The sequence below is a fragment of the Actinoplanes aureus genome (assembly GCF_015704865.1).
Lineage (GTDB): Bacteria > Actinomycetota > Actinomycetes > Mycobacteriales > Micromonosporaceae > Actinoplanes > Actinoplanes aureus.
The window spans coordinates 54,313-74,291 of the sequence record NZ_JADQTO010000029.1 but is presented as its reverse complement, the minus strand read 5'-3'; the positions used below and the strand labels follow the sequence as shown (position 1 = coordinate 74,291).

The following is a 19,979-nucleotide window of genomic DNA, read 5'->3' as shown; positions in this document are numbered from 1 at the left end:
GCCACGCAACGCTTGTCCCGACCCGGCGACCCGGAGAAATCCCCTACGGGGCTCCTGGCGGTACGAACGGCAGACCGGGCGGCGACCCCTTCTCGATCAGCCGCCACAGAGCATCGGTGTCCAGGTGCTCCGCCACGAGATCACCGAGAACGTCCAGGGCACGCTCGCGGACCGCGGCGTACCGGGTATCCGGTGCAGCGGTGAAACCCCGGCGCCCGGCCTGCTCGGCCGCCCTGGTCAGAAAGCGCCGGCGGAACTCGTCGGACTCGAACGCCCCGTGCCAGTGCGTGCCGTAGACGTTGCCGGCCACCGCTCCCTCCGGACGCCCGTCCGCGTAACGCAGGAACGGCTCCGGCTCCCCCGCCGTCACCTGACCGTGGTGGATCTCGTAGCCGCCGACCTCCGTGCCCAGCGCTGAACCGGCGGAACGGGCGAGGGTCTTGCGGGCGGCGAAGGTGATCCCGACCGGCAGCAGACCCAGGCCCGGCACCGTGCCGTGGCCGCTCTCCACGTCGTCATGGATGCTCTCGGCGAGCATCTGGAAACCGCCGCAGACGCCGAGAAGCGGCTTGCCCGCCGCCGCGTGGGTGCGGACCGCGTCGGCCAGGCCGGTTTCCCGCAGCCACGCCAGGTCGGTGACGGTCGCCTTCGACCCGGGTAGCACCAGCAGGTCGGCGTCCGCGATCTCGGCCGGCTCGATCGTCAATCGGACCTGCACACCGGGTTCGGCGGCGAGGGCTTCGGCGTCGGTGGCGTTCGAGATCCGGGGCAGCCGGATGACCGCGACCCGCAGCCACTCGGTGCCGTGCGGCGCGCCCGGACGGCCGAGCACCCGACCGTACGCCAGCGAGTCCTCGGCATCGAGCCAGACGTCGAGGTGGAACGGGAGCACGCCGTGCACCGGGCGGCCGGTCGCCGCCGTGATCATGTCGAGGCCGGGGCGGAGCAGCCCGAGGTCACCCCGGAACTTGTTGATCACGAAGCCGGCCACGAGCTCCTGGTCCTCTCGCGAGAGCAGCGCCAGAGTGCCGAAGAAAGCCGCGAAGACCCCGCCCCGGTCGATGTCGCCGACCACCACGGTGGGCAGGCTGAACCGCCGGGCCAGGCCCATGTTGACGAAGTCGCCGTCCCGCAGGTTGATCTCGGTGGGGCTGCCGGCGCCCTCACAGACCACCACGTCGTAGTCGGTACGCAGGTCGGCCAGCGTGTCGTACGCCGTCTCGGCCAGCCGCGGCCGCAGCGACCGATAGTTGCCGGCGGTGACCGTGTCGACCGCCTCGCCCAGCAGCACCACCTGGCTCGACCGGTCGCTGCCGGGCTTGAGCAGCACCGGGTTGAACCGGATGTCGGCGGGAACGCCGCAGGCCGCCGCCTGCATGGCCTGCGCCCGCCCGATCTCTCCGCCCCGGCCGTCCGGGCCGACCACGACGACCGAATTGTTCGACATGTTCTGCGCCTTGAACGGCGCCACCCGGACCCCGTTGCGGTGCAGCCAGCGACAGATGCCGGCGGTGAGCACGCTCTTGCCGGCGTCCGAGGTGGTTCCGGCGATCAGAAGGCCACCCGTCAACGCTGCTTCCTCTCGCCCTTGACCTTCGCGAAAACGCGTCGCGCCACGGGACGGGAGCCGCTACCGCGGGCCGCCGCCACAACGACCGCGAATCCCACCGCCGCAGCCCCCACCGCACCGGACACCCGTGCCGCCCGCCGCAGGTGCACGGCGGACGGGCGCGGCCCGTCCCCGAGGAACGGCCTGGTCTCGCTACGTCCGAAGTAGACGTTGCGGCCACCCAGCCGTACCCCCAGCGCCCCGGCCATCGCCGACTCACATTGCCCGGCGTTCGGCGACGGGTGGTCATTGCGGTCGCGCCGCCAGACCCGCAGCGTCTCGCGGGGCGAGCCGCCGGCGATCGGCGCGGCGGCCACGGTGAGCAGGCCGGTGAGCCGCGACGGTACGAGGTTCAGCGCGTCGTCGAGCCGGGCCGACGCGGTGCCGAACCGGGCGTAGCGCGATGACCGGTGCCCGACCATGGCGTCGAGCGTGTTCGCCGCCCGGTAGCCCAGCAGGCCCGCCGGCCCGAGAAGAGCACCCCAGAACAGCGGGGCGACAACCGCGTCCGACGTGTTCTCGGCGACCGATTCGACGGTGGCGCGAGCGAGTTCCGGTTCGTCCAGCGCGGCCGGGTCCCGGCCGCAGAGATGGTTCAGGCGCCCGCGTGCCGCCGCCAGATCGCCGGCGTCGAGATGACGGGCCATGACCCGCGATTCCCGGCGCAGGGTACGCCCGCCCAGCACCATCCAGGTGGCCGCCGCCGTCACCGCGGCCCGGGCAACGGGCCGGTCCCGGGTAACCAGCCCGGCCGCGAGTCCCGCCAGTGCGGGCACCCCGACGGCGACCGCGGTGAACGCCGCCCCAGCTGCTCGTCCGGGCCGGTAGAGGCGGCGTTCCAGGGCGGCGGCCGCCGTCCCGAACCCGGCGACCGGGTGATACCGCCGCGGATCGCCGAACGCGGCGTCCAGGAGGTATCCGGCGAGGAGGCCACCCGCGTCCGCGGCCCACCGTCGTGACATCAGCGGCCGAACGGCGTCAGGTCGTACGCCCACACCGCGAGTCCCGGCTCCGTCTCGGGGTCGTCCGGGAACGGCACCGGCTCCAGTTCGCCCCAGACGATCGCGCCCGGCGCCCGGTCCTCGAGGAACTCGACCACTATCGCGCGCAGGTCCTCGGTGACCCGGTAGTCGACCTGGAAGGGCAGGTCGCTCGGTTTGCGGGTGCCCGCCGAGCAGCGCAGCTGACCGGCGACGGTGTCGTGCCAGACGTAGAACGTCGCCGTGCCCCGGTGACCGTCTCCGGTCACCCGCCGGCGCAGTGCGACCGCGGCCTCCTCGAACGCGGCAACCACCTCGTCGGCGGAGAGGCTTATGCGTTCGTGCGGAGGTGCACCGAACCAGTTGGTGTTGGTCTCCTCGGCCGCCGGGTTGTCCGGCGAGAGCACCACCGGCTCGGTCACGATGGCACGGATGTCCTTCAGCAGCACAGGTTCAGTCTGCCGCGTGCCGGTGCCGGTTCCCCAACCGGGCCGCTCCGCCTCGCGGTCGGATGCGTCGGCACGATCGGCCCAACCCGATCGAACGACCCCGCAGGTTTCTCATCGAACAAGCCCGCAGGTTTCTTGAGGCACCGGCAGCCCGGCCAGGCGACCCCGAGCCCGGCCGGGCCGCCGGGCGCCACCGCCGGCGGAGATCCGCAGGGAGACTGATCTCCCGGCGGCGGCTATCGGTAAGGCCTCAGGCCGGCACGGGTTCGCGCCGGGTGCCGCGCCGCGACCGGCGGGTCTCGACCGTGGGAGCGTCCGGCTCCGGCTCCGCCGGTGCGGACTCGGGCTCCGTGAAGGCGGGCTCCTCCTCGAGGTCGGCGACCACCTCGAGGAAGGTGGGCGCCTCCTCCTCCGGGTGCCGCTCCGGCAGCCCGTCGCCGTACGCCACGGGCACCTCCGACTCGCCGACCGTGATGGTCGGCTCACCGCCCACGATGGCGTCGGCGTCCGGCCCTTCGATCATGCTGTTGGCCGGAGTGGGCTTGTTGCGGTAGAACCGGCTCCGGCCGCGTCCCAGGTCGTGGCCGATCGCGAAGGCCTCCATCTCGTACGACACGCGGTGGTTCTTCTCCTCGTCGACCCAGTCACGGGTGTAGATCCGGCCGTAGACGATCACCGGGTCGCCGACTGTGATCGACGACGCCACACCTTCGGCGAGCCTGCGCCAGGCGGACACCCGTACCCGCATGCTGTTGCCGTCGACCCAGCGGCCGGTCTCCCGGTCGTAGCGGCGCGCCGTGGAGGCGATCTTGAAGTTGGCGACCAGCGAGTTGGAACTGTTGGTGCGCCGCCACTCGGGCGCGGTCAGCACATTGCCGACTACAACGATGTTGGTCTCGAACACGGCTTTTCTCCTCGGACGTTCGACTGCTTCGGTCGATGGCAGAGCTTGGCCGTCCGGCGCCGGGTCGCGGGGATCTTGCGGGTGCCGCCTGTGGATAGCGGCGGAATGTGGACGAGTGTCGGGATCTTGGACGGGTTTGATATGGCCCGCGGTCATGTACCGGTGGGTAACCTGGGCGGGTGGAGACCGACGTCCTGGGATGGCCGTACGAACGGCACAGCATCGATCTGGGTACCGACGACGAGGGCCCGGTGGTGGCGACCCTGGTACGCCGGCGGGCGGAGACACCGACAAGACGGGCCGTCCTGCACGTACACGGGTTCGTCGACTACTTCTTCCAGACTCATCTGGCCGACTTCTTCGTCGAGCGGGGCTGGGACTTCTACGCTCTCGACCTGCGCAAGTACGGCCGCAGCCTGCTGCCGCACCAGACGCCGAACTTCGCGCGCAGCCTCACCGACTACTTCCCGGAGCTCGACGAGGCGGCCCGGATCATCCGCGAGCAGGACGGCCATGACCAGCTGCTGGTCACCGGCCACTCCACCGGCGGCCTGATCACGTCGTTGTGGGCGCACACCCGCAAGGGGCGGGGCGTCGTTGACGGACTGTTTTTGAACAGCCCGTTCTTCGACTTCAACCTGCCGTGGCTGATGCGGCGCCCACTGATGGCCGCGATACTGGCGGTGAGCGGCCGGTCACCGTACCGAAAAATGCCGGTCTCCTCGCTCGGCCTGTACGGCCGCAGCCTGCACGCCGAGCACCACGGAGAATGGGATTACGACCTGGCCTGGAAGCCGATCCTGGGCTTCCCGGTCCGGATGGGATGGCTGGAGGCGATCCGGCGCGGGCAGCGTCGGCTGCGAGCCGGGCTGGCTATCGACGCGCCGGTGCTGGTGGCTTGCTCCAGTCGGACGTTCCGCGGCCGGCAGTGGCACGAGGACGTACGGGTGACCGATTCGGTACTGGACGTGGATCACATCACGCGATGGGCGCCGGGCCTCGGCCCGCGCGTGACGATCGCCCGCTTCGACGGCGGCATGCACGACCTCACCCTCTCCGGCAAGGAGGTACGCGCCGAGGTGTTCCGTGAGCTGGGCCGTTGGGTCGACGCGTTCCTGCCGGCACCGGGCACGCCGGAGATGGTCGTACCGCCGGCGCCAGAGGATCAGGCGGAGCTCGTCACCATGCTGGAGGCGGCCGAAGCAGCCGTGGAATCGGCGATCGCCGACGAGGCGGACGACAAGACCGGCACGACCGCCTAGTATGTGCTGGCCAGCGCTCGTAGCTCAGCGGATAGAGCAACGGACTTCTAATCCGTCGGTCGCAGGTTCGAATCCTGCCGGGCGCGCCATCCACTCTGACCTACGGAAATAGCCGAGCTGGCGCTGTGCGGAGTCCCTCGCTATACACGAAAGCGAGTCACTCCAGGTGACCAGCCTGCAACGGAAGGTCATTCCGGCTGCATCCTTCACTCGGGTTCGCCAAGTCGTTGCCTTGCAGCAGCGTCCAGTTCATTGCGCCCGGACGGGGACATCTTCTGGTATTTGGTCCAGAATTCGTCGAATGCTTCGCCGATCTCATCGCCGTAGACACTGCTCGTCGCCGTCTCCCGTAACGATGCGCCGTCGAGCACGTCGCGGGCCATTTCGCGCGTCTTGTCGCTCCCGTGTGCTGCCAGGGTCTCGAGGAACTCGCGCAGTACGCGGGCTAGGCTCGCGTCACCGCGAGCGATGTCGAGAATCTCGTCAGACATGCGCACCCGCCCCGATCAACGGGTGGTCGTAGCCGGCCCCGCCGCCAATGATGGGAAGCTCGACGGAGTCCAGGTCGCTGAGTCCACGGTCTAGAACGGCTCGGAAGCCCATCACCGCTGCGTTCGCGTAGGCCAGGTACTTCGTGACCTCCGCCCAGTGCTTAAGAATGATGGCGGTCTCAACTGCCGCGATGCCATAGCCGACGGCCGCACCGACGCCGGTCGCCGCGGTAACGGTGCCGCCGATGGCCGCAGCCCGGCGATCAACGCCGCGTCACACATCCCCTTGATCAACCCGCCGATGGCGTCTCCAGCTTCCCAGACGGCATCGGCCATCGTCCGGTATGCCTCCCCGATCTCAACCAGCGGTGCGCGGAGGCCATCAACGGAGGTGGCCAGGTCCGTGAAGTACCGATAAGCGGTGTCCCCGGCATTGCCTCGCCAGTAGCTCTGCAAGGACGTTGCTCCGGACTGGATGTTGAGGGAGACGTCGTGCAGCGCGGCCGATGCGTTCGCCAGCACGGCCGGCATCCTGGCCATGATCTCCCAGTCTCCGAAGATCCTGTTCTGTACCTCTTGGATGGGGTCGAACCCTAGGACTACGTCGAAACCTTTCATGACCCATGCCGTGGGGCTGATGTAGTCCATCCAGCCGAGTTTGTTATTCGGGCCATCAACCTCTTCGGGCGGCGGCTTGAGGTGGTTCTCCGGCGCCCTGGAGTCGCCAAACAGCGGCGGCTTGCAGGCGTTGTTGGCAATCTCGTACTCAAGGGGCGTCGGGCATGTCTTGATGCCCGGCGGTAGGGCGCGATCTATATCTATCGCCGCCGCGAGAACCGTGTCCTGGTAGTAGCTCGCCGCTGAACGCAGTTCCGGCGCCGAGTAGTCCAGCAGGCACGTCAGGCGGCTGAGGGCTCCTTCAACTACCTTGACGGCGTGCTGATTTCCCTCCTCAGCGATGGCGAAGAGTTCGCCGCCCGTGCCATTCGTCGCATGCGTAACGATGTAGTCGTTGACGACTTGGACATCGTCGCGAGCCCGGTCTACCTGACTCACATATGAGATCAGCGCCGGCGGCTCGACCTTCAATGTGGTCATGAGCTAGTTCCCGCGACGATCGCCAGCCCAGCGAGGCCAAGGGCAGTAAAAGACACCGCGGCCAGAAGAAGCCACCGCACCAAGAGCGGATAAGGCCTGCTGAAGTACACGCCGGCGCCGCAGACGCCGCCGATTGCACACGCCAGGGTTGGCACGAGCCGTGCTCCGTCGGCTTCACCCCAGGCGATGAACAGGATGGCAAAGACCCCGAGGAAGACGCAGACACTTGCGATGGTCGAGCGCAGGTTCCAGTACGCCGTTCGCTGGAGTTGAGCCACAGCGTCCTGGTACTTCGCCGCAATCGCCTCTCGCTCCTCCGGCGTACCGCGTCGGCCCTTGGGGTCGTTCCTCCTCGCCATGGCCGGAACGGTAGCAATCGACAAAGATCATTATCGTCGCCGACGCCTCGTTGTCAGGTGCCGCGAACTTCCTGGCAGGCGTGAACCGGCGGATCCTGCATGGCGTACATCCAACCGCGAATAACGATCCTCCAGGCGACGGAACGCGCCGACATGATCGGCTAGGTCGCTGAACGGCTTCGCCAGGCCTGACGTCCCGCGAACTACCAGGCTGAAGGTGTGTCCCCGGCGCGGGACCGCAGCGGCGAAAGCGACCGGACCGCATTTCCGGTCCCACGGGTCTCCAAAGTGAACACTTCTCGATTAAGATCGGCGGCGCCCGTGAGGATGCACCGGAAGGACACACCGTGACCGCCGACGAACCGATCCCTCCCGGCGTCGATGTCACGACGCCCAGCATCGCCCGGGTCTACGACTTCATGGTCGGCGGCAAGGACAACTTCGCGATCGACCGGATGGCCGCGCAGCGGGCGTTGGAGATCATGCCGGATGCCCAGGAGGCCGGGCGAGCCTGTCGCGCCTTCCTGCGCCGGGTGGTGCGGTTCCTGGCCGCGGAGCGGGGCATCCGCCAGTTCCTCGACATCGGCTCCGGCCTGCCGACCCAGACCAACGTGCATCAGGTGGCCCGGGAGGTGAACCCGGCGGCCCGGACCGTCTACGTGGACAACGATCCGATGGTGCTGGTGCACGGCCGGGCGCTGCTCACCGACGAAGGATGCAGCGCGATCATCGAGGGTGACGTGCGCTCGCCGGCGGCGATTCTCGAGCATCCGGTGGTTCGGGACTATCTGGATTTCCGTGAGCCGGTGGGCCTGCTGCTGCTCTCGATCCTGCATCACCTGCACGACTCCGAGGACCCGGGCAAGATCGCTGCGTCGCTGCGGGACGCGTTGCCGTCGGGCAGCCATCTGGCGATCATTCACTTCTGGGACCCGGCGGAGGAGCATCCGGACATCTCGGCGAAGGTGCACGACGCCGAGCGGGTGTTCAACGAGACCTTGGGCACCGGCCGGTGGCGGCGGCGCTCCGAGATCGAGGCGTATTTCGGCGACTTCGAGATGGTGGAGCCGGGCCTGGTGCCGCTGGCCGACTGGCGGCCGGGCCCGGAGGCCGAGGCGGCGCAGAAGGACAGCTACTACACGATGATCGGCGGGGTGGCGCGCAAGCGCTGACTTGATCCACTCCTCTATCCTGACCAGCATGATCGCGGTGCTGGTGTTCGGTGTGGCTGCCCTCGGGGTGGCCGCCGGCGTGCTGATCGGGTTCTCCATCGGCACCGCCCGGACGCGGGAGGCGCTGCGCGCCGCCCGGTACCGCGATGCCATCGCGCTCGCGGCCGATCTCGTCGAGACGCCGGACGCGCTCGATCTGCGTGATCGGGCCCAGCGCATCCTGGCCGCGCACCGCGCCGCCCATACTGAGCAGGAGTTCTGATCTCGTTGTTCGTCCTCGGCATCATCCTCGGCGCCGTCGCTCTGTTCGCTCTCGTCACCGCTCTCGTCGGCAAGGCCGACAAGTTCCGCCGCAACGCCTGGCTGACGTTCGGCGGCTCGCTCTTTCTGGCATTCGCCTTCATCGTGGTGTCGTGCATCTCGGTGGTGCCGACCCGCAACGTCGGCATCGTGACCAGCTGGGGCAAACCCACCGGGCGGACCACCGGCGCCGGTCTTCAGTGGACAGCACCGTGGCAGGACATCGACGAGTGGGACGCGTCCGGCCAGACCTACGCCCACCTGGGCGAGGGCTGCGTGTGGGTGACCATCGCGGCGCAGCGGCGGGCCTGCATCCCGGTGCAGATCGAGTGGTCGGCGAAGTCGGAGAAGGCCCCGGAGAACTGGGCCGCCTACCGCGAGGTGGGTGACATGACCCGGTTCGAGGTGTTCGTCGAGCGCCGGGTCAACCCGCAGATCAACGGGGCCATGACGTCGATCTTCGCCGCCTTCGACCCGCTCGGCTCGGTCGACGTGACAAGCGGTGACGCGCCGGCGCCGGACCTGAACAAGACCTACAAGGAGACGCTGACCAAGGCGCTCACCACGGCGCTGGGCGATGAGATCGTGGTGAAGTCGGTGGCGTTCGAGTCGCCGCGCTACGACGAGCCGACCACGCAGGCGATCGCCGCCTACGGTCAGAAGATCCTCGAGGCCCGCAACCTGGAGATCGACAAGGCGAACGCGAAGACCCGGGCGGAGATCACCCGGACCGACGCGAGCGTCGACCAGGTGGCCCGCTGCCTGCAGATCGCCGAGAAACTCGGCAAAGAACCCGGCCTGTGCATGGGCAACAGCGTTTCCTTGACGCGCCCGGTCACCTCCGACAAATAACACCTTTCCGGTACGCGTATCGGCCGTCCCCAAACGTGGGCCGTCCCCGATTCACCACGCGGCCACCTGCCCGCTCACGGCCGCAACGCGGCCGCCGGGACCGGGAAGGTGGCGCGCGGCGCCGGGCTGATCAGCCCGGCGCGCGCGGTGGGGCCGCGAGCGGGCACATCGTCGCGCGGGCAAGCGGGGACGGTTCAAAATGGGGTTGGGGACGGGCAATTACGCGTACCCGGCATAGGGGTTTAAATGACCCCATGCCGTGAGTGACGTGCGTAGCCAGCGCGGTGCTGTGATTCGCCCGGTCAGGGCGGTTTCGCTGGCATACCAGCGGACCACGCCGGCGGTGTCGGTGACCACCTGCCCATCCTCGATGAAGCCCGGCGGATGGGCGCAGACCTCGTTGCCGGTGCGGGACAGGACGAGCCAGAAGCGGTTCGGCGGCGACCGGTCGGTGATCTGGAAGAGGACGACCACCCGCGGCCGCGGCACCAGCTCCGGCGTGATCATCCGGGAGAGTGTCCAGAGCGCGAGGTAGGGGTCCTGGTCCTCGGGGCGCACCGAACGCCAGCGGGCGCCCCAGGCGCCCAGCGTGAGGCACACCTCGGCCAGTTCGTGGCCGCAGTCGGTCAGGGCGTATGCGGTGGATCGTCCGTTCTGCGTGCGGCACACGACGCCGGTGCGTTCCAGCAGGCGCAGCCGCTGCACGAGCACGCTGCGCGGCAGCCCCGGCGCGCCGTCCAGGATCTCGGTGAACCGCCCGCAGCCGAGGTGCAGGTTCCGGATGATGATCGGGGTCCATCGTTCGGCGAAGACCTCGGCGGCCAGGGCGATCGGACAGTACTGCCCGTAACCTCGCATCACCCCACGATCCGGCCGCGGTGCGCGACGTGCCAAGGCCGGGTCCACTATTCGAACTTTCCGGACAGCATCCGCGCTGCTTGTCTGAGGGCATGACCGAACAGACTTACGCCTTGTCGGCGGAGGCCGCCGACTTCTACGAGTCGACGTTCGTGCCGGCGCTCTTCGGGGAGTGGGCGCGGCGTCTGGTCGAGGCCGCCGGAGTGCGGCCCGGCGAACGTGTGCTGGACGTCGCGTGCGGCACCGGGATCGTGGCCCGGACCGCGGCCGACCGGGCCGGCACCACCGTCGGCGTAGACCGCAGCGACGCGATGCTCGCGGTGGCCCGGCGGATCCGCCCGGATCTGCGGTGGGAGCCGGGTGACGCGCACGCGTTGCCGTTCGGCGACCGCGCCTTCGACGTGGCGCTGTCGCAGGCGGCGCTGATGTTCTTCGCCGACCGGGTGGCGGCGCTGCGGGAGATGGGCCGGGTGGCCGGCCGGGTCGCGGTCCAGGTGCCGGGGCGGCTCTCGCACAGTGCCGGATATCGGGTGTTCACCGAGGCGGTGCCCGAGCACGCCGAGCTGATCGGTGCCTACTTCGCCGCCGGTGACCCGGACGAGCTGGCCGGCTGGTTGGAGCAGGCCGGGCTGCGCGTCGATCGGTTCGACTCGTGGGTCGGCGCGACCCGGGCACCGTCGATCGACGCGTTCGTGACCGGTGAGCTGCTGCCCCTGGGTGTCACGGCGAACGAACGGATCACCGCGGCCTGCCGGGCCGCGATGGCGGGCTTCGTCGGGATCGGCGGCAGTGTCGCCGTGCCCATCGAAGCCCACCTCGTCGTGGCGACGCCGGCACGCTAGGCCGCGGCCAGCGCCTCGGTCGGTGCCAGCCGGGCGGCCCGGATGGCCGGGTACAGGCCGGCGATCGCGCCGATCAGCAGGGTCGCGGCCAGCCCGCCGCCGGCCGCCCACAGCGGTACGACCGCCGGCCACTGCTGGGTGGTGGCGTAGACCAGCGTCACCGCGAACCCGCCGAGCACCCCGCCGACACCGCCGAGCAGCGACAACAGCAGCGACTCGGAGACGAACTGGGTGCGGATCTGACCGCGGGTCGCGCCGAGCGAACGGCGCAGCCCGATCTCGGCCCGCCGTTCCAGCACCGAGATCACCATGGTGTTGGCGACACCGATGCCGCCGACCAGCAGCGCCACCGCACCGAGCCCGAGCAGCAGCGCGGTGAAGGTCTGGTTGGTGGCCCGCTGCGCGGCGAGCGCGTCGGAGGGCCGGGAGACCTGCACCTCGTCCGGGCTCTCCGGGTTGGCGGTCGGGGCCAGCACCGCCCGGACGGCCTCGACCTGCGACTCGACGGACCGGGTGTAGACGGTGGTGGCGTGCCCGTCGAAGTCCAGGTACGCCTTGGCGGCGTCCCACCCGACCAGGACCGCGTTGTCGAGCTCCGGGGCCAGCGGCACGCCGTCCAGGACGCCGACCACCGTGTACCAGCGGCCTCCGATGTAGACGCTCGGCACGTCACCGAGCCGCCGGGCCGCCGCGGCGCCGAGGACCACCGCCGGGTACCGGGCCGTTGCCGCGTTCAACCAGGTCCCGTGCGCGAGGTCGGCACCGACCGTGGCGAGCAGGTCGAGCTGCGCCGCGAGCAGGGACAACCCGCCGGTCTGGCCCTCCGGGATCCGGTCCGTACGGTAGATCGAGGCGTCCTCGACCTTGCCGGTGGCGGTCGCCGAGGTCACCGGCCCGATCCGTTCGATCATGCCGAGGGCCTCGTCGGGCAGGGTCGCCGTGTCGCCGAACATGGTGTTGCCGGGCGAGACGGTCAGCATGTTGGTGCCGAGCGCGGCCAGGGTGCGGTCCAGGCTCGCCCGGCTGGACGTGGAGATGCCGACCACCGAGACCATCGCGGCGATACCGATCGCGATACCCAGGGCGGACAGGACGGCGCGCAGCGGACGGGCACGCAGACCCGTACCACCGAGGCGCATCAGGTCGGCCGGGTGCAGTCGGGCGGGTTGCGGTGGAGGCATCTCAGACCACCTGCCCGTCCAGCATCGGGACCTGCCTCGGCAGCGCGTCGGCGATCTCGTGGTCGTGGGTGATGACCAGGACGGTGGTGCCGGCCGCGTTCAGCTCGCGCAGCAGCTGCACCACCCCGGCGCCGGCCGTCGAGTCCAGGTTGCCGGTGGGTTCGTCGGCGAGCAGCACCGCCGGATCACCGGCCACCGCCCGGGCGATGGCGACGCGCTGCCGCTCGCCGCCGGAGAGCTGGTGCGGGCGGTGCCCGAGCCGGTCACCGAGACCGACCCTGACCAGGGCGGCCTCGGCGCGCCGCTCACGCTCCTTCTTCGGTACTCCCGCGTAGAGCAGCCCGTCGGCCACGTTGGCGACCGCGTCCCGCCCCGGGGCCAGGTGGAACTGCTGGAACACGAACCCGATCCGGCCGGCCCGCAACGCGGAGAGCTGCCGGTCGGACAGCGAGGCCACGTCGAAGCCGTCGATGCGTACCGTGCCGGTGGACGGCCGGTCCAGCGTGCCGATCAGGTGCAGCATGGTGGACTTGCCGGAACCGGACGGACCGACGATGGCGATCAGCTCACCCGGCTCGACGGTCAGGTCGACGTCGCGCAGCGCGGTGACGCCACCCGGGTACGTCTTGGTGACCCCGGCCAGCTCGATGACCGGGCTCATTCCGGCACTCCGACCGTCATGCCCTCGGTGAGCCCGCCACCGGAGACCTCGACCCGGCCGTCGGCGAACAGGCCGGTCACCACCGCGACGGTGCGGGTGGTGGCGGCTTCTACCACCTGTACGCCGTACCCGCCCTCGGCGAGCGCGAGCAGCGCGTTGACCGGGACGGTCAGCACGTTCTCCCGCTGTGAGGAGGTGAAGGCGACCGTCACCGAGGCCTCGTCCAGGCCGCCCGGTGCCTTGCCGAAGGTGATGCTCAGGCGCAGCTTGGTGGTGTCCTCCTCGTTCGGGTTGTCGGACGTGTCGACGAACGTCGTGACATCGCTGATCTTTCCGGGGACGGCCTTGCCGTCGGGGAGGGTGACCTGGACGGCGGCGCCCTTCTTCGCCAGTCGCTGGTCGCCCATGTCGAGTTCCACCGTGGCGACCCGTCCGGTGCCGGTGACCTCCAGCATCTCGGCGCCGGGTTGCGCCGCCTCACCGACCGTGGCGGTTTGCGCGTCGGCGCGTACCGGGCCGGATCGGTAGACGACCCGGCCGAGTTCGACCGTGCCGGTCTCGGTCAGCCCGAGGTCGTCCTGCCAGTCCTCGACGGCGTCGGCGGTCGCCGAGGTGTACTCGTCGTCGACGTCGAAGCCGCGGTAGCCCAGCGCCCACAGGTTCTTCTCGAACTGCTTGACGTCGGCTCCCTCCACGCCGGGTGACAGGTCGCGGTATGCGGGGAGCGAGCCGTACAGCAGCACCACGGGATCGTTGTCCAGGTGATAGAGCGCCTTGCCCCGCTTGATCGTCGCGCCGGTCGCCGGCAGGCCGGTCACCGTGCCGGACAGCCGGGTGGTGAGGGTGGTGCTGTCGCCGTACCCGAGGGACCCGTCGTGGCTCTCGGTGTCGACGAGCGTCTCCTTCTTGACTTGCTCGGTCGTGGTGGGCAGGGTGCTGCCTGATCCAGTGCCGCTCTCCGCCTCGGGCAGACCGGCCACGATCACCGCCGCGGCCGCCGCCCCTGCCGTCAGAACCGCGGCCAGGCCCACGGTGGTACGCCGTCTCATGCCCCACCACTCCCGCCCGGCTTCTCGACGTGGCGCTCCACCGCGCCGGACGGCCGGTATCTCGAGCAGGCCTGCTCGGCCTTGTCGAAGGTGGGATCGCCGGGCCCGGTGCCGAGCTTGTCGCCGTCGATCGCGAGGCCGCCGTCCGGCTGCGGGTCCGGGAAGTTCGGCACGCCGTTCTCGCGCATGCACTTGGCCATCTGCCGGGTCAGCTCGATCGCCTCCGGATCCGGCTCCGGCCTCTCCCCGCCGTCCGGCGCGTACTGCCGGCACGCCTTCTCGGCGGCCGCCATCTTCTCCCGGTCGACATCGGACGGTACGGCGACCGTCAGCTGGCCGTCCTCGGGATCGGGGAACCAGGTCATGCCGTTCTCCCGCATGCATCGCGAGTACTTGACCGGCGCGTCCGGATCGACGCTCGGCTTCGGTGTCGCGGTACTGGTGGTCTTCGGGTCGCCGCTCGCCGCGGTCGCCACGCCGGGGCTCTCCGCGGGCTTCGCGCAGCCCGTCGCCAGTGCCGCGAGCAGTACGCAGAGAGCCGCTTTCGTTCTCCATCTCGTCGTCGTGTCCATGCAACGCAGTGAAGCGACGGGCCGGTTTCCCTGGCGTCATCAAAAACGATGACGGCGAGTTGACACCGCGGCGGGCCAGTATGGGGGCATGCGGATCCTGGTGGTGGAGGACGAGCCGCTGCTCGCCGACGCAGTGGCGCAGGGGCTACGGCACGAGGCCCACGCGGTCGACGTCGTCTACGACGGCGGCTCCGCCCTGGAACGGATCGACGTCAACGACTACGACGTGGTGGTCCTGGACCGGGATGTACCAGTCGTGCACGGCGACAAGGTGTGCCAGGTGCTCGCCGAACGCAAGGCCGACATCCGGGTGCTGATGCTGACCGCGGCCGCCGGGGTGGACGACCGGGTCACCGGGCTGGCCCTCGGCGCCGACGACTACCTGCCGAAACCGTTCGCCTTCCGGGAACTGTCCGCGCGGGTGGCGGCACTCGGGCGGCGGGCCCGACCGGCCGCGCCGCCGATTCTGCGACGGGCCGGGATCAGCCTGGACCCGTACCGGCGGGAGTTACACCGGGACGGGCGCTACGTGCCGCTGTCCCGCAAGGAGTTCGCGGTGCTGGCCGAGTTGCTGCGCGCCGACGGCACGGCGGTCTCCGCGGAGACGCTGCTGGAGAAGGCGTGGGACGAGAACGCCGACCCGTTCACCCACGCGGTACGGATGACGATCCTCAAACTGCGCCGCAAACTGGGTGATCCGCCGGTGGTGCTGACCGAGCCGGGAGTGGGGTACCGGATCCGATGAAACTCACCGTGCGCGGCCGGCTCACCCTCGTCTACGGCGGGTTGTTCCTGCTCGCCGGCCTGGTGCTGCTGGGTGCCATCTACGTCCTGCTGGGCCGGGACGCGCCCGGTGCGATGCGGACCTCCATCGCCGGCGAGGCCGCCGCACCACCGCCGCCCAACGGGGAGACGTACGTCCGGGAGATCGTCGAGGGCACCCGCGCCGACACCCTGCATGCCCTGCTCACTCAGGGAGCGATCGCCCTGGCCGTGGTGAGCGCCGCGACCATCGCGCTGGGCTGGCTGATCGCCGGCCGGCTGCTGCAGCCGCTGAACCAGATCACCGCGACCGCGCGCCGCATCGCCGAGTCCCCGGCCGCCGATCGGGGCCTGCACGAGCGGATCGCCCTGGCCGGTCCGGACGACGAGATCAAGCAGCTGGCGGACACCTTCGACCTGATGCTGGCCCGGCTGGACCACTCGTTCGACGGGCAGCGGCGGTTCATCGCGAGTGCCTCGCACGAGCTGCGCACCCCGCTCACGCTGAACCGGACGCTGCTGGAGGTCGCGCTCGCCCCGTCGACGGCCTCCCCCGAGGTACGCCAGCTGGGCGCCACCCTGCTCGCCATCAACGACCGGCACGGGCGGCTGATCGACGGGCTGCTCCTGCTGGCCCGCTCGGACCGGGAGGTGACCGAGCGCTCCTACGTGGACCTGGCCGACATCGTGGAGCACGTCGCCGTCTCGGAGTCCGAATCGGTCAAGGTCCTGACCGAGCCGGGCGAGGCCGCCGTGCTCGGTGACCCGGTTCTGCTGGAGCGGCTGGTGCAGAACCTGGTGGAGAACGGCGTGCGGCACAACGTCCCGGCCGGCGGCTGGGTGAGCGTGGCGACCCGGACCCGCACCGACGGCTGGGTCGAGTTGCAGGTCGCCAACTCCGGCCCGGTCGTCCCCCGGTACGAAGTGCCCGGCCTGTTCGAACCGTTCCACCGGTACGGCGCGGAACGCCTCGCCTCCCCCGGCGTCGGTCTCGGCCTCTCCATCGTCCGGGCGGTGGCCCGGGCGCACGGAGGCGACGTCCATGCCGACGCCCGTGAGGAAGGTGGCCTGACCGTCACCGTGATGCTGCCTCGGGCGTTGTGAGGGTCTTCCGATGCTGGCCAAGGCTATGTAGAGTTCCGACATGCCCGTTGTCGCCGAGCGTGTGGCCCACGTTCTGCTCCGCCTGGCCGCCCGGCGATGGCCGGCCGGCATGCACCAGGAGTGGAGCGCTGAGCTCGCGAGCCTGCGCGGCCGGCCGTGGCGCATGCTCACCTTCGCCGGCAGCCTCGCCATCACTTCGGCGTCCGGCATGCCGCGTGCCGCCGCGGTGGCTCGCGCCGGCACGGCGGCCATGCTGGTCGTGTTGCTCTCGGCGGCCCTCTTCAACGGTGTCCATCTGGCCCTGCACCGGGCCGAGACACGGCTGCCCTGGTCCGGTGAGGCGACCCTGGTCGGCGCCCTGCTCGCCGTGGCGATGCTGCTCATGGCCGGTGCCGGGGCGCGCTGGCGGCCGCGCCGGCCGGTCCCGGCCACACTGCTGATCGGCGCGGCGGCGTATGCGTTCCTGCTGGCCGGCAACGAGACCCCGGTCATGCCGTTCATGGGCTGGCGGGACGTGACTCCCGCGGTCGCGACCTGGACCGCGGTGACCGCCATGAGCAGCTGGGCTGCTGTCCGGCTCCGCGCCGCCGGACGTACCCGCCGGGCCGCGGTGGTCGCGGTCGGCGGCGGCCTGCTGGCCCTCCACACGGCCGCCGCCGCGGGCTCGCTGCACGCGGCTGCCACGCTGGGCCTCTCCAGCGGATCCGCGCCGGCCTGGTTCCCGCTGGCCATGCTGCCCGGCGGCACCGGCGGCTTCGGTACGTACTTCGCGGGCGGGCAGCCCGCGATCAGCGGCCTGCCCGGCTCCGGACCGGCGTTCCATGCCTCCGACATCCTGCTGGCCAACACCGCGGCACTCAGCGGGCCGCTGCTGCTCTGCTCAGCCTTCCTGTGCGCGGCCGCGCTCACCCCTTCCCGCCGCCCAGGTCGCGCGGCGAGCCCCCTGATCGCACGCCTTCACGGCCGCGCCGATCCGTTGATCGTCGCTGCCTCCGGGACTGCCGCCGCGGTCCTGCTCCTGGCCGGGCACATGCCACGCGCCGTCGCCGCCGAGGCGGCCCTGCCCCGGCTCGTCGACAACTCGATGGTGTTCGGGTTCGGCTTCCTCGCCCACCCCGCCGGCCGCGCCGCGCTCGCCTTCGCCGTGGCCCTGCTGATCGCACACCACCTGGCCGCGCGCGAGCGGCGAGCCTGACCCACTGACCGCGCCGCGGAAATCACCCCTTGCGGCACCCTATGTAGGGAAACAACAATGATCAGTGGAGCACGCCGGAACGAGCGTCACCACCCCCTCCTCCTCTGGGCACCGGCCGCGCTCGTGGCGGTGGCAACGGGCGTCATCGCACTCCGACGCCCGGAATCCCTGCGCCTCACCGACCTCCAGGTGTACCTCGGCGCCCTCGACACCCTGCGAGACGGCGGCAGCCTCTACGACTACATCCGCAACGGCAACGCACCCTTCACCTACCCGCCGTTCGCCGCGCTGTTCCTGCTCGTCCCAGCCCAATTGCCGCTCACGGTGCTGTATGCGGCCTGGACACTGGGCACCGGCCTGGCCGCCGTCGCTCTGGCCCGGCTGTTCGACCGACGGGCAGCGCCCTGGCTCGCCCTCGTGCTGATGCTCTCCGCGCCGGTCTCGTCGAACTTCCGCTACGGCCAGGTCAGTCTGCTGCTGGCCGTCCTAGTCACCACCGACGTACTGGCCCTGCGGCACAGCCGCCACCAGGGTGTCCTGATCGGACTCGCGGCGGCCGTCAAGCTGACTCCGCTGATCTTCATACCGATGCTCTGGCTCACCGGCCGCCGGCGCGCCGCCGCGGTCGCCACCGCCACGTTCCTCGCGTGCACCACACTCGCCGGCGTCCTCCTCCCCCAGGACTCCTGGCGATACTGGGGCACCGAGGTCCACGACGTGTCCCGCCTGGGCTTCATCACCTCGGTCGGCAACCAGTCCCTCAACGGCGCGCTGCTCCGCCTCGACGTGCCGCATCGCCCGCTGCTCGCCACGCTCCTGGCCGGAACGATCGCCGCGATCGCACTGTGGCGGGTCGCCGGGCTCCGCGACCCCCGGACCGCGCTCGTCATCACCGGCGCGGCCGGCGTCGTCCTCTCCCCGGTCTCCTGGACGCATCACCAGGTCTGGCTGGTGCTCGCCGCCTTCCTGCCGCTGATCCGCCCGGCCCGCGTCGCCGTCCTGACCGTCATGCTGGCGCCGGTCACCGCCCTCGCCTGGACACCGCTGCGCGAGTCCCGCCTCCTGCTGGCCATCGCTCTCGCCCTGCTGCTCCCGACCCGAAGCCCGGCCCGACACGAACCCGCTAACCGGCCGTCGACTGCCGGGTGGGCGCGGGACCGTCCGACGGCTGCCGCGAGCCCGTCCCCGTACCCGCGGTCCGCCGGGCCAGGCCGACCACTCCCCAGCCCATGACCGCGGCGGCCACGCCGGCCGCGACCAGCCCGGTGGCCCCGAACCGGACGCTCTCGCCGAACAGCACCACCCCGGCCAGCGCGGCGACCAGCGGGTTCGTCACGCTCACGGTGGCCAGTGGGGTGGCCAGGCCGGCACCCCGGTACGACAGCTGGCCGAGCAGGTAACCGGTGGTCGCGAAAGCCACGACCATCCCCACGGCGACGCCCGACACCGTGCCCGCGCCGCCGGTGGTGAACGAGGCGAGCACCGCCTTGGACAGCACCGAGGCGATGCCGAACGCCGTGCCCGACGCCGCAGCGAGCAACATCGCGCGGGCTCGCGGACCGGCCCGCCAGGCGGCCAGCGTACAGACGAAGACCGCCGCCGCGGTGACCGACGCGAGACCCCGGGCGTCCCGCTCGGTGAGCAGCGCCGGTCCCTCCGACTCCACCGACAAGGAGAGGACCGCGGCCAGGCCGGCCACGGTCAGGCCCGCGTCGACCCAGGCCGCCCGGCTGATCCGGGTGTGGTAGCGGATCACCTCGATGGGTAGCGCGAAGAGCAGCGTCAGCGTGCCGAGTGCCTGCACCACGGCGACCGTCCCGAAGTTCAGCGCGAGGACGTGCAGCGACACCCCGGTCCCGGTGAGCAGCAGCGCGACGGCCCACCGGGACCAGCCACGATGGCCGTGCTCGGCGAGACGCTCCTGGGCGACGGCGGCAGCGGCGTAGGCACCCGCCGAGAGCAGGGAGAGCCCGACAGCCCACCCCAGCGATCCCATCGCCCCACCTCGCTGCCCGCCGGATCACCGGCCGCCGACCCACGGCCCTGGCCCCGAACGCTCGAGCCGCGGCCTCGGAGTCACCCGATCGCGCGAACCTCGCTCCATTGAACATACCGACCAGGGAAAAGGTGACCGCCGCAAAGCGGACGAACTACTCATCCGCATGGCGCGGCGCCGCGCGAGCCCTGGCCCGTGCCCGTCGTGCCGCGTTTCGCTCCACCAGGCCGTGCGCACGTCGCCGTGCGGCCGAGCGCCGTGCGGCTGCGCGGGTCGCCCGGCG

Annotated in this window: 23 protein-coding genes and 1 tRNA gene; 11 read left to right on the top strand and 13 right to left on the bottom strand. The window is 70.8% G+C overall.

The window, feature by feature from the left end; genetic code table 11:
- Positions 1-43 precede the first annotated feature (43 nt).
- The 4 genes from I4J89_RS40320 to I4J89_RS40305 form a co-directional block, all read right to left on the bottom strand.
- Positions 44-1,570, bottom strand: a complete 1,527-nt coding sequence (locus tag I4J89_RS40320) for a cobyric acid synthase (protein WP_196419480.1) — start codon at positions 1,568-1,570, stop codon at positions 44-46.
- Positions 1,567-2,571: a cobalamin biosynthesis protein gene (locus I4J89_RS40315; RefSeq protein WP_196419479.1), complete on the bottom strand. Its 1,005-nt coding sequence runs from the start codon at positions 2,569-2,571 to the stop codon at positions 1,567-1,569. Before I4J89_RS40315 ends, I4J89_RS40320 begins: the two co-directional genes overlap by 4 nt.
- Positions 2,571-3,038 (bottom strand): hypothetical protein, encoded by a 468-nt coding sequence (locus I4J89_RS40310; RefSeq protein WP_309238684.1) that lies wholly within the window; start codon positions 3,036-3,038, stop codon positions 2,571-2,573. The genes I4J89_RS40315 and I4J89_RS40310 overlap by 1 nt, the downstream gene beginning before the upstream one ends.
- 250 nt (positions 3,039-3,288) lie before the next feature.
- On the bottom strand, positions 3,289-3,942 hold the full coding sequence (locus tag I4J89_RS40305; protein WP_196419478.1) for a single-stranded DNA-binding protein: 654 nt from the start codon (positions 3,940-3,942) through the stop codon (positions 3,289-3,291).
- A gap of 179 nt (positions 3,943-4,121) precedes the next feature.
- On the opposite strand from I4J89_RS40305, the gene I4J89_RS40300 reads away from it, so the two are divergent.
- Both I4J89_RS40300 and I4J89_RS40295 read left to right on the top strand, forming a co-directional pair.
- The gene (locus I4J89_RS40300; protein ID WP_196419477.1) at positions 4,122-5,204 is read left to right on the top strand and encodes an alpha/beta hydrolase; all 1,083 of its coding nucleotides are present in this window, start codon (positions 4,122-4,124) and stop codon (positions 5,202-5,204) included.
- Positions 5,205-5,217: 13 nt separating this feature from the next.
- Positions 5,218-5,293 (top strand) — tRNA-Arg (locus I4J89_RS40295).
- Between the two features lie 117 nt (positions 5,294-5,410).
- Here the strand turns inward: I4J89_RS40295 and I4J89_RS40290 are convergent.
- From I4J89_RS40290 to I4J89_RS40280, 3 genes are all read right to left on the bottom strand, one after another.
- Positions 5,411-5,695, bottom strand: a complete 285-nt coding sequence (locus tag I4J89_RS40290) for a hypothetical protein (RefSeq protein WP_196419476.1) — start codon at positions 5,693-5,695, stop codon at positions 5,411-5,413.
- 111 nt (positions 5,696-5,806) lie between these two features.
- Positions 5,807-6,793, bottom strand: coding sequence for a WXG100 family type VII secretion target (locus I4J89_RS40285; RefSeq protein ID WP_196419475.1), 987 nt, complete (start codon positions 6,791-6,793; stop codon positions 5,807-5,809).
- Positions 6,790-7,152, bottom strand: a complete 363-nt coding sequence (locus I4J89_RS40280; protein WP_196419474.1) for a hypothetical protein — start codon at positions 7,150-7,152, stop codon at positions 6,790-6,792. The genes I4J89_RS40285 and I4J89_RS40280 overlap by 4 nt, the downstream gene beginning before the upstream one ends.
- A 347-nt stretch (positions 7,153-7,499) precedes the next feature.
- On the opposite strand from I4J89_RS40280, the gene I4J89_RS40275 reads away from it, so the two are divergent.
- From I4J89_RS40275 to I4J89_RS40265, 3 genes are read left to right on the top strand one after another with little or no spacing between them, the layout of a single operon-like run.
- Positions 7,500-8,324, top strand: a complete 825-nt coding sequence (locus I4J89_RS40275) for an SAM-dependent methyltransferase (protein WP_196419473.1) — start codon at positions 7,500-7,502, stop codon at positions 8,322-8,324.
- Between the two features lie 28 nt (positions 8,325-8,352).
- Positions 8,353-8,586 carry a hypothetical protein gene (locus tag I4J89_RS40270; RefSeq protein WP_196419472.1) on the top strand — a complete coding sequence of 78 codons (234 nt, stop codon included), beginning with the start codon at positions 8,353-8,355 and terminating at the stop codon, positions 8,584-8,586.
- Positions 8,587-8,591: 5 nt separating this feature from the next.
- Complete coding sequence (locus I4J89_RS40265; RefSeq protein ID WP_196419471.1) at positions 8,592-9,476, top strand: SPFH domain-containing protein; 885 nt, start codon at positions 8,592-8,594, stop codon at positions 9,474-9,476.
- Between the two features lie 219 nt (positions 9,477-9,695).
- Here the strand turns inward: I4J89_RS40265 and I4J89_RS40260 are convergent, their stop codons facing one another.
- Entirely contained in the window at positions 9,696-10,334 is a 639-nt protein-coding gene (locus tag I4J89_RS40260; protein ID WP_196419470.1) for a winged helix-turn-helix transcriptional regulator, read from the bottom strand.
- A 92-nt stretch (positions 10,335-10,426) separates the two neighbouring features.
- Between I4J89_RS40260 and I4J89_RS40255 the strand changes: the two genes are divergently transcribed.
- On the top strand, positions 10,427-11,176 hold the full coding sequence (locus tag I4J89_RS40255) for a class I SAM-dependent methyltransferase (protein WP_196419469.1): 750 nt from the start codon (positions 10,427-10,429) through the stop codon (positions 11,174-11,176).
- Here I4J89_RS40255 and I4J89_RS40250 read toward each other — a convergent pair.
- From I4J89_RS40250 to I4J89_RS40235, 4 genes are read right to left on the bottom strand one after another with little or no spacing between them, the layout of a single operon-like run.
- Positions 11,173-12,357, bottom strand: a complete 1,185-nt coding sequence (locus I4J89_RS40250) for an ABC transporter permease (protein WP_196419468.1) — start codon at positions 12,355-12,357, stop codon at positions 11,173-11,175. The two genes, I4J89_RS40255 and I4J89_RS40250, sit on opposite strands and share 4 nt — an antisense overlap.
- A gap of 1 nt (position 12,358) precedes the next feature.
- Positions 12,359-13,018 carry an ABC transporter ATP-binding protein gene (locus I4J89_RS40245; protein WP_196419467.1) on the bottom strand — a complete coding sequence of 220 codons (660 nt, stop codon included), beginning with the start codon at positions 13,016-13,018 and terminating at the stop codon, positions 12,359-12,361.
- A complete protein-coding gene (locus tag I4J89_RS40240) occupies positions 13,015-14,067 on the bottom strand; it encodes a peptidoglycan-binding protein (RefSeq protein WP_196419466.1) in 1,053 nt (350 codons plus the stop codon). Before I4J89_RS40240 ends, I4J89_RS40245 begins: the two co-directional genes overlap by 4 nt.
- Positions 14,064-14,432: a hypothetical protein gene (locus I4J89_RS40235; RefSeq protein ID WP_196419465.1), complete on the bottom strand. Its 369-nt coding sequence runs from the start codon at positions 14,430-14,432 to the stop codon at positions 14,064-14,066. The genes I4J89_RS40240 and I4J89_RS40235 overlap by 4 nt, the downstream gene beginning before the upstream one ends.
- On the opposite strand from I4J89_RS40235, the gene I4J89_RS40230 reads away from it, so the two are divergent.
- The 5 genes from I4J89_RS40230 to I4J89_RS40210 are packed head-to-tail and all read left to right on the top strand — an operon-like array spanning position 14,431 to position 18,933.
- Entirely contained in the window at positions 14,431-14,691 is a 261-nt protein-coding gene (locus I4J89_RS40230; protein WP_196419464.1) for a hypothetical protein, read from the top strand. The genes I4J89_RS40235 and I4J89_RS40230 overlap by 2 nt on opposite strands.
- Positions 14,692-14,727: 36 nt before the next feature.
- Positions 14,728-15,384 (top strand): response regulator transcription factor, encoded by a 657-nt coding sequence (locus I4J89_RS40225; protein ID WP_196419463.1) that lies wholly within the window; start codon positions 14,728-14,730, stop codon positions 15,382-15,384.
- A complete protein-coding gene (locus tag I4J89_RS40220) occupies positions 15,381-16,505 on the top strand; it encodes a sensor histidine kinase (protein WP_196419462.1) in 1,125 nt (374 codons plus the stop codon). Before I4J89_RS40225 ends, I4J89_RS40220 begins: the two co-directional genes overlap by 4 nt.
- Before the next feature lie 40 nt (positions 16,506-16,545).
- Positions 16,546-17,700, top strand: coding sequence for a hypothetical protein (locus I4J89_RS40215; protein ID WP_196419461.1), 1,155 nt, complete (start codon positions 16,546-16,548; stop codon positions 17,698-17,700).
- Between the two features lie 57 nt (positions 17,701-17,757).
- A complete protein-coding gene (locus tag I4J89_RS40210; protein WP_196419460.1) occupies positions 17,758-18,933 on the top strand; it encodes a glycosyltransferase 87 family protein in 1,176 nt (391 codons plus the stop codon).
- On the opposite strand, the gene I4J89_RS40205 is transcribed toward I4J89_RS40210, so the two are convergent.
- Positions 18,824-19,696, bottom strand: coding sequence for a DMT family transporter (locus I4J89_RS40205; protein ID WP_196419459.1), 873 nt, complete (start codon positions 19,694-19,696; stop codon positions 18,824-18,826). The two genes, I4J89_RS40210 and I4J89_RS40205, sit on opposite strands and share 110 nt — an antisense overlap.
- Between the last annotated feature and the right edge of the window lie 283 nt (positions 19,697-19,979).

Excerpts from the sequence above, each read along its gene's own strand:
- I4J89_RS40315 (WP_196419479.1), bottom strand. The coding sequence starts at position 2,571 with ATGTCACGACGGTGGGCCGCGGACGCGGGTGGCCTCCTCGCCGGATAC.
- I4J89_RS40290 (WP_196419476.1), bottom strand. The coding sequence starts at position 5,695 with ATGTCTGACGAGATTCTCGACATCGCTCGCGGTGACGCGAGCCTAGCC.
- I4J89_RS40285 (WP_196419475.1), bottom strand. The coding sequence starts at position 6,793 with ATGACCACATTGAAGGTCGAGCCGCCGGCGCTGATCTCATATGTGAGT.
- I4J89_RS40280 (WP_196419474.1), bottom strand. The coding sequence starts at position 7,152 with ATGGCGAGGAGGAACGACCCCAAGGGCCGACGCGGTACGCCGGAGGAG.
- I4J89_RS40270 (WP_196419472.1), top strand. The coding sequence starts at position 8,353 with ATGATCGCGGTGCTGGTGTTCGGTGTGGCTGCCCTCGGGGTGGCCGCC.
- I4J89_RS40260 (WP_196419470.1), bottom strand. The coding sequence starts at position 10,334 with ATGCGAGGTTACGGGCAGTACTGTCCGATCGCCCTGGCCGCCGAGGTC.
- I4J89_RS40255 (WP_196419469.1), top strand. The coding sequence starts at position 10,427 with ATGACCGAACAGACTTACGCCTTGTCGGCGGAGGCCGCCGACTTCTAC.
- I4J89_RS40250 (WP_196419468.1), bottom strand. The coding sequence starts at position 12,357 with ATGCCTCCACCGCAACCCGCCCGACTGCACCCGGCCGACCTGATGCGC.
- I4J89_RS40245 (WP_196419467.1), bottom strand. The coding sequence starts at position 13,018 with ATGAGCCCGGTCATCGAGCTGGCCGGGGTCACCAAGACGTACCCGGGT.
- I4J89_RS40240 (WP_196419466.1), bottom strand. The coding sequence starts at position 14,067 with ATGAGACGGCGTACCACCGTGGGCCTGGCCGCGGTTCTGACGGCAGGG.
- I4J89_RS40230 (WP_196419464.1), top strand. The coding sequence starts at position 14,431 with ATGCCGTTCTCCCGCATGCATCGCGAGTACTTGACCGGCGCGTCCGGA.
- I4J89_RS40235 (WP_196419465.1), bottom strand. The coding sequence starts at position 14,432 with ATGACCTGGTTCCCCGATCCCGAGGACGGCCAGCTGACGGTCGCCGTA.
- I4J89_RS40225 (WP_196419463.1), top strand. The coding sequence starts at position 14,728 with ATGCGGATCCTGGTGGTGGAGGACGAGCCGCTGCTCGCCGACGCAGTG.
- I4J89_RS40220 (WP_196419462.1), top strand. The coding sequence starts at position 15,381 with ATGAAACTCACCGTGCGCGGCCGGCTCACCCTCGTCTACGGCGGGTTG.
- I4J89_RS40215 (WP_196419461.1), top strand. The coding sequence starts at position 16,546 with ATGCCCGTTGTCGCCGAGCGTGTGGCCCACGTTCTGCTCCGCCTGGCC.
- I4J89_RS40210 (WP_196419460.1), top strand. The coding sequence starts at position 17,758 with ATGATCAGTGGAGCACGCCGGAACGAGCGTCACCACCCCCTCCTCCTC.
- I4J89_RS40205 (WP_196419459.1), bottom strand. The coding sequence starts at position 19,696 with ATGGGATCGCTGGGGTGGGCTGTCGGGCTCTCCCTGCTCTCGGCGGGT.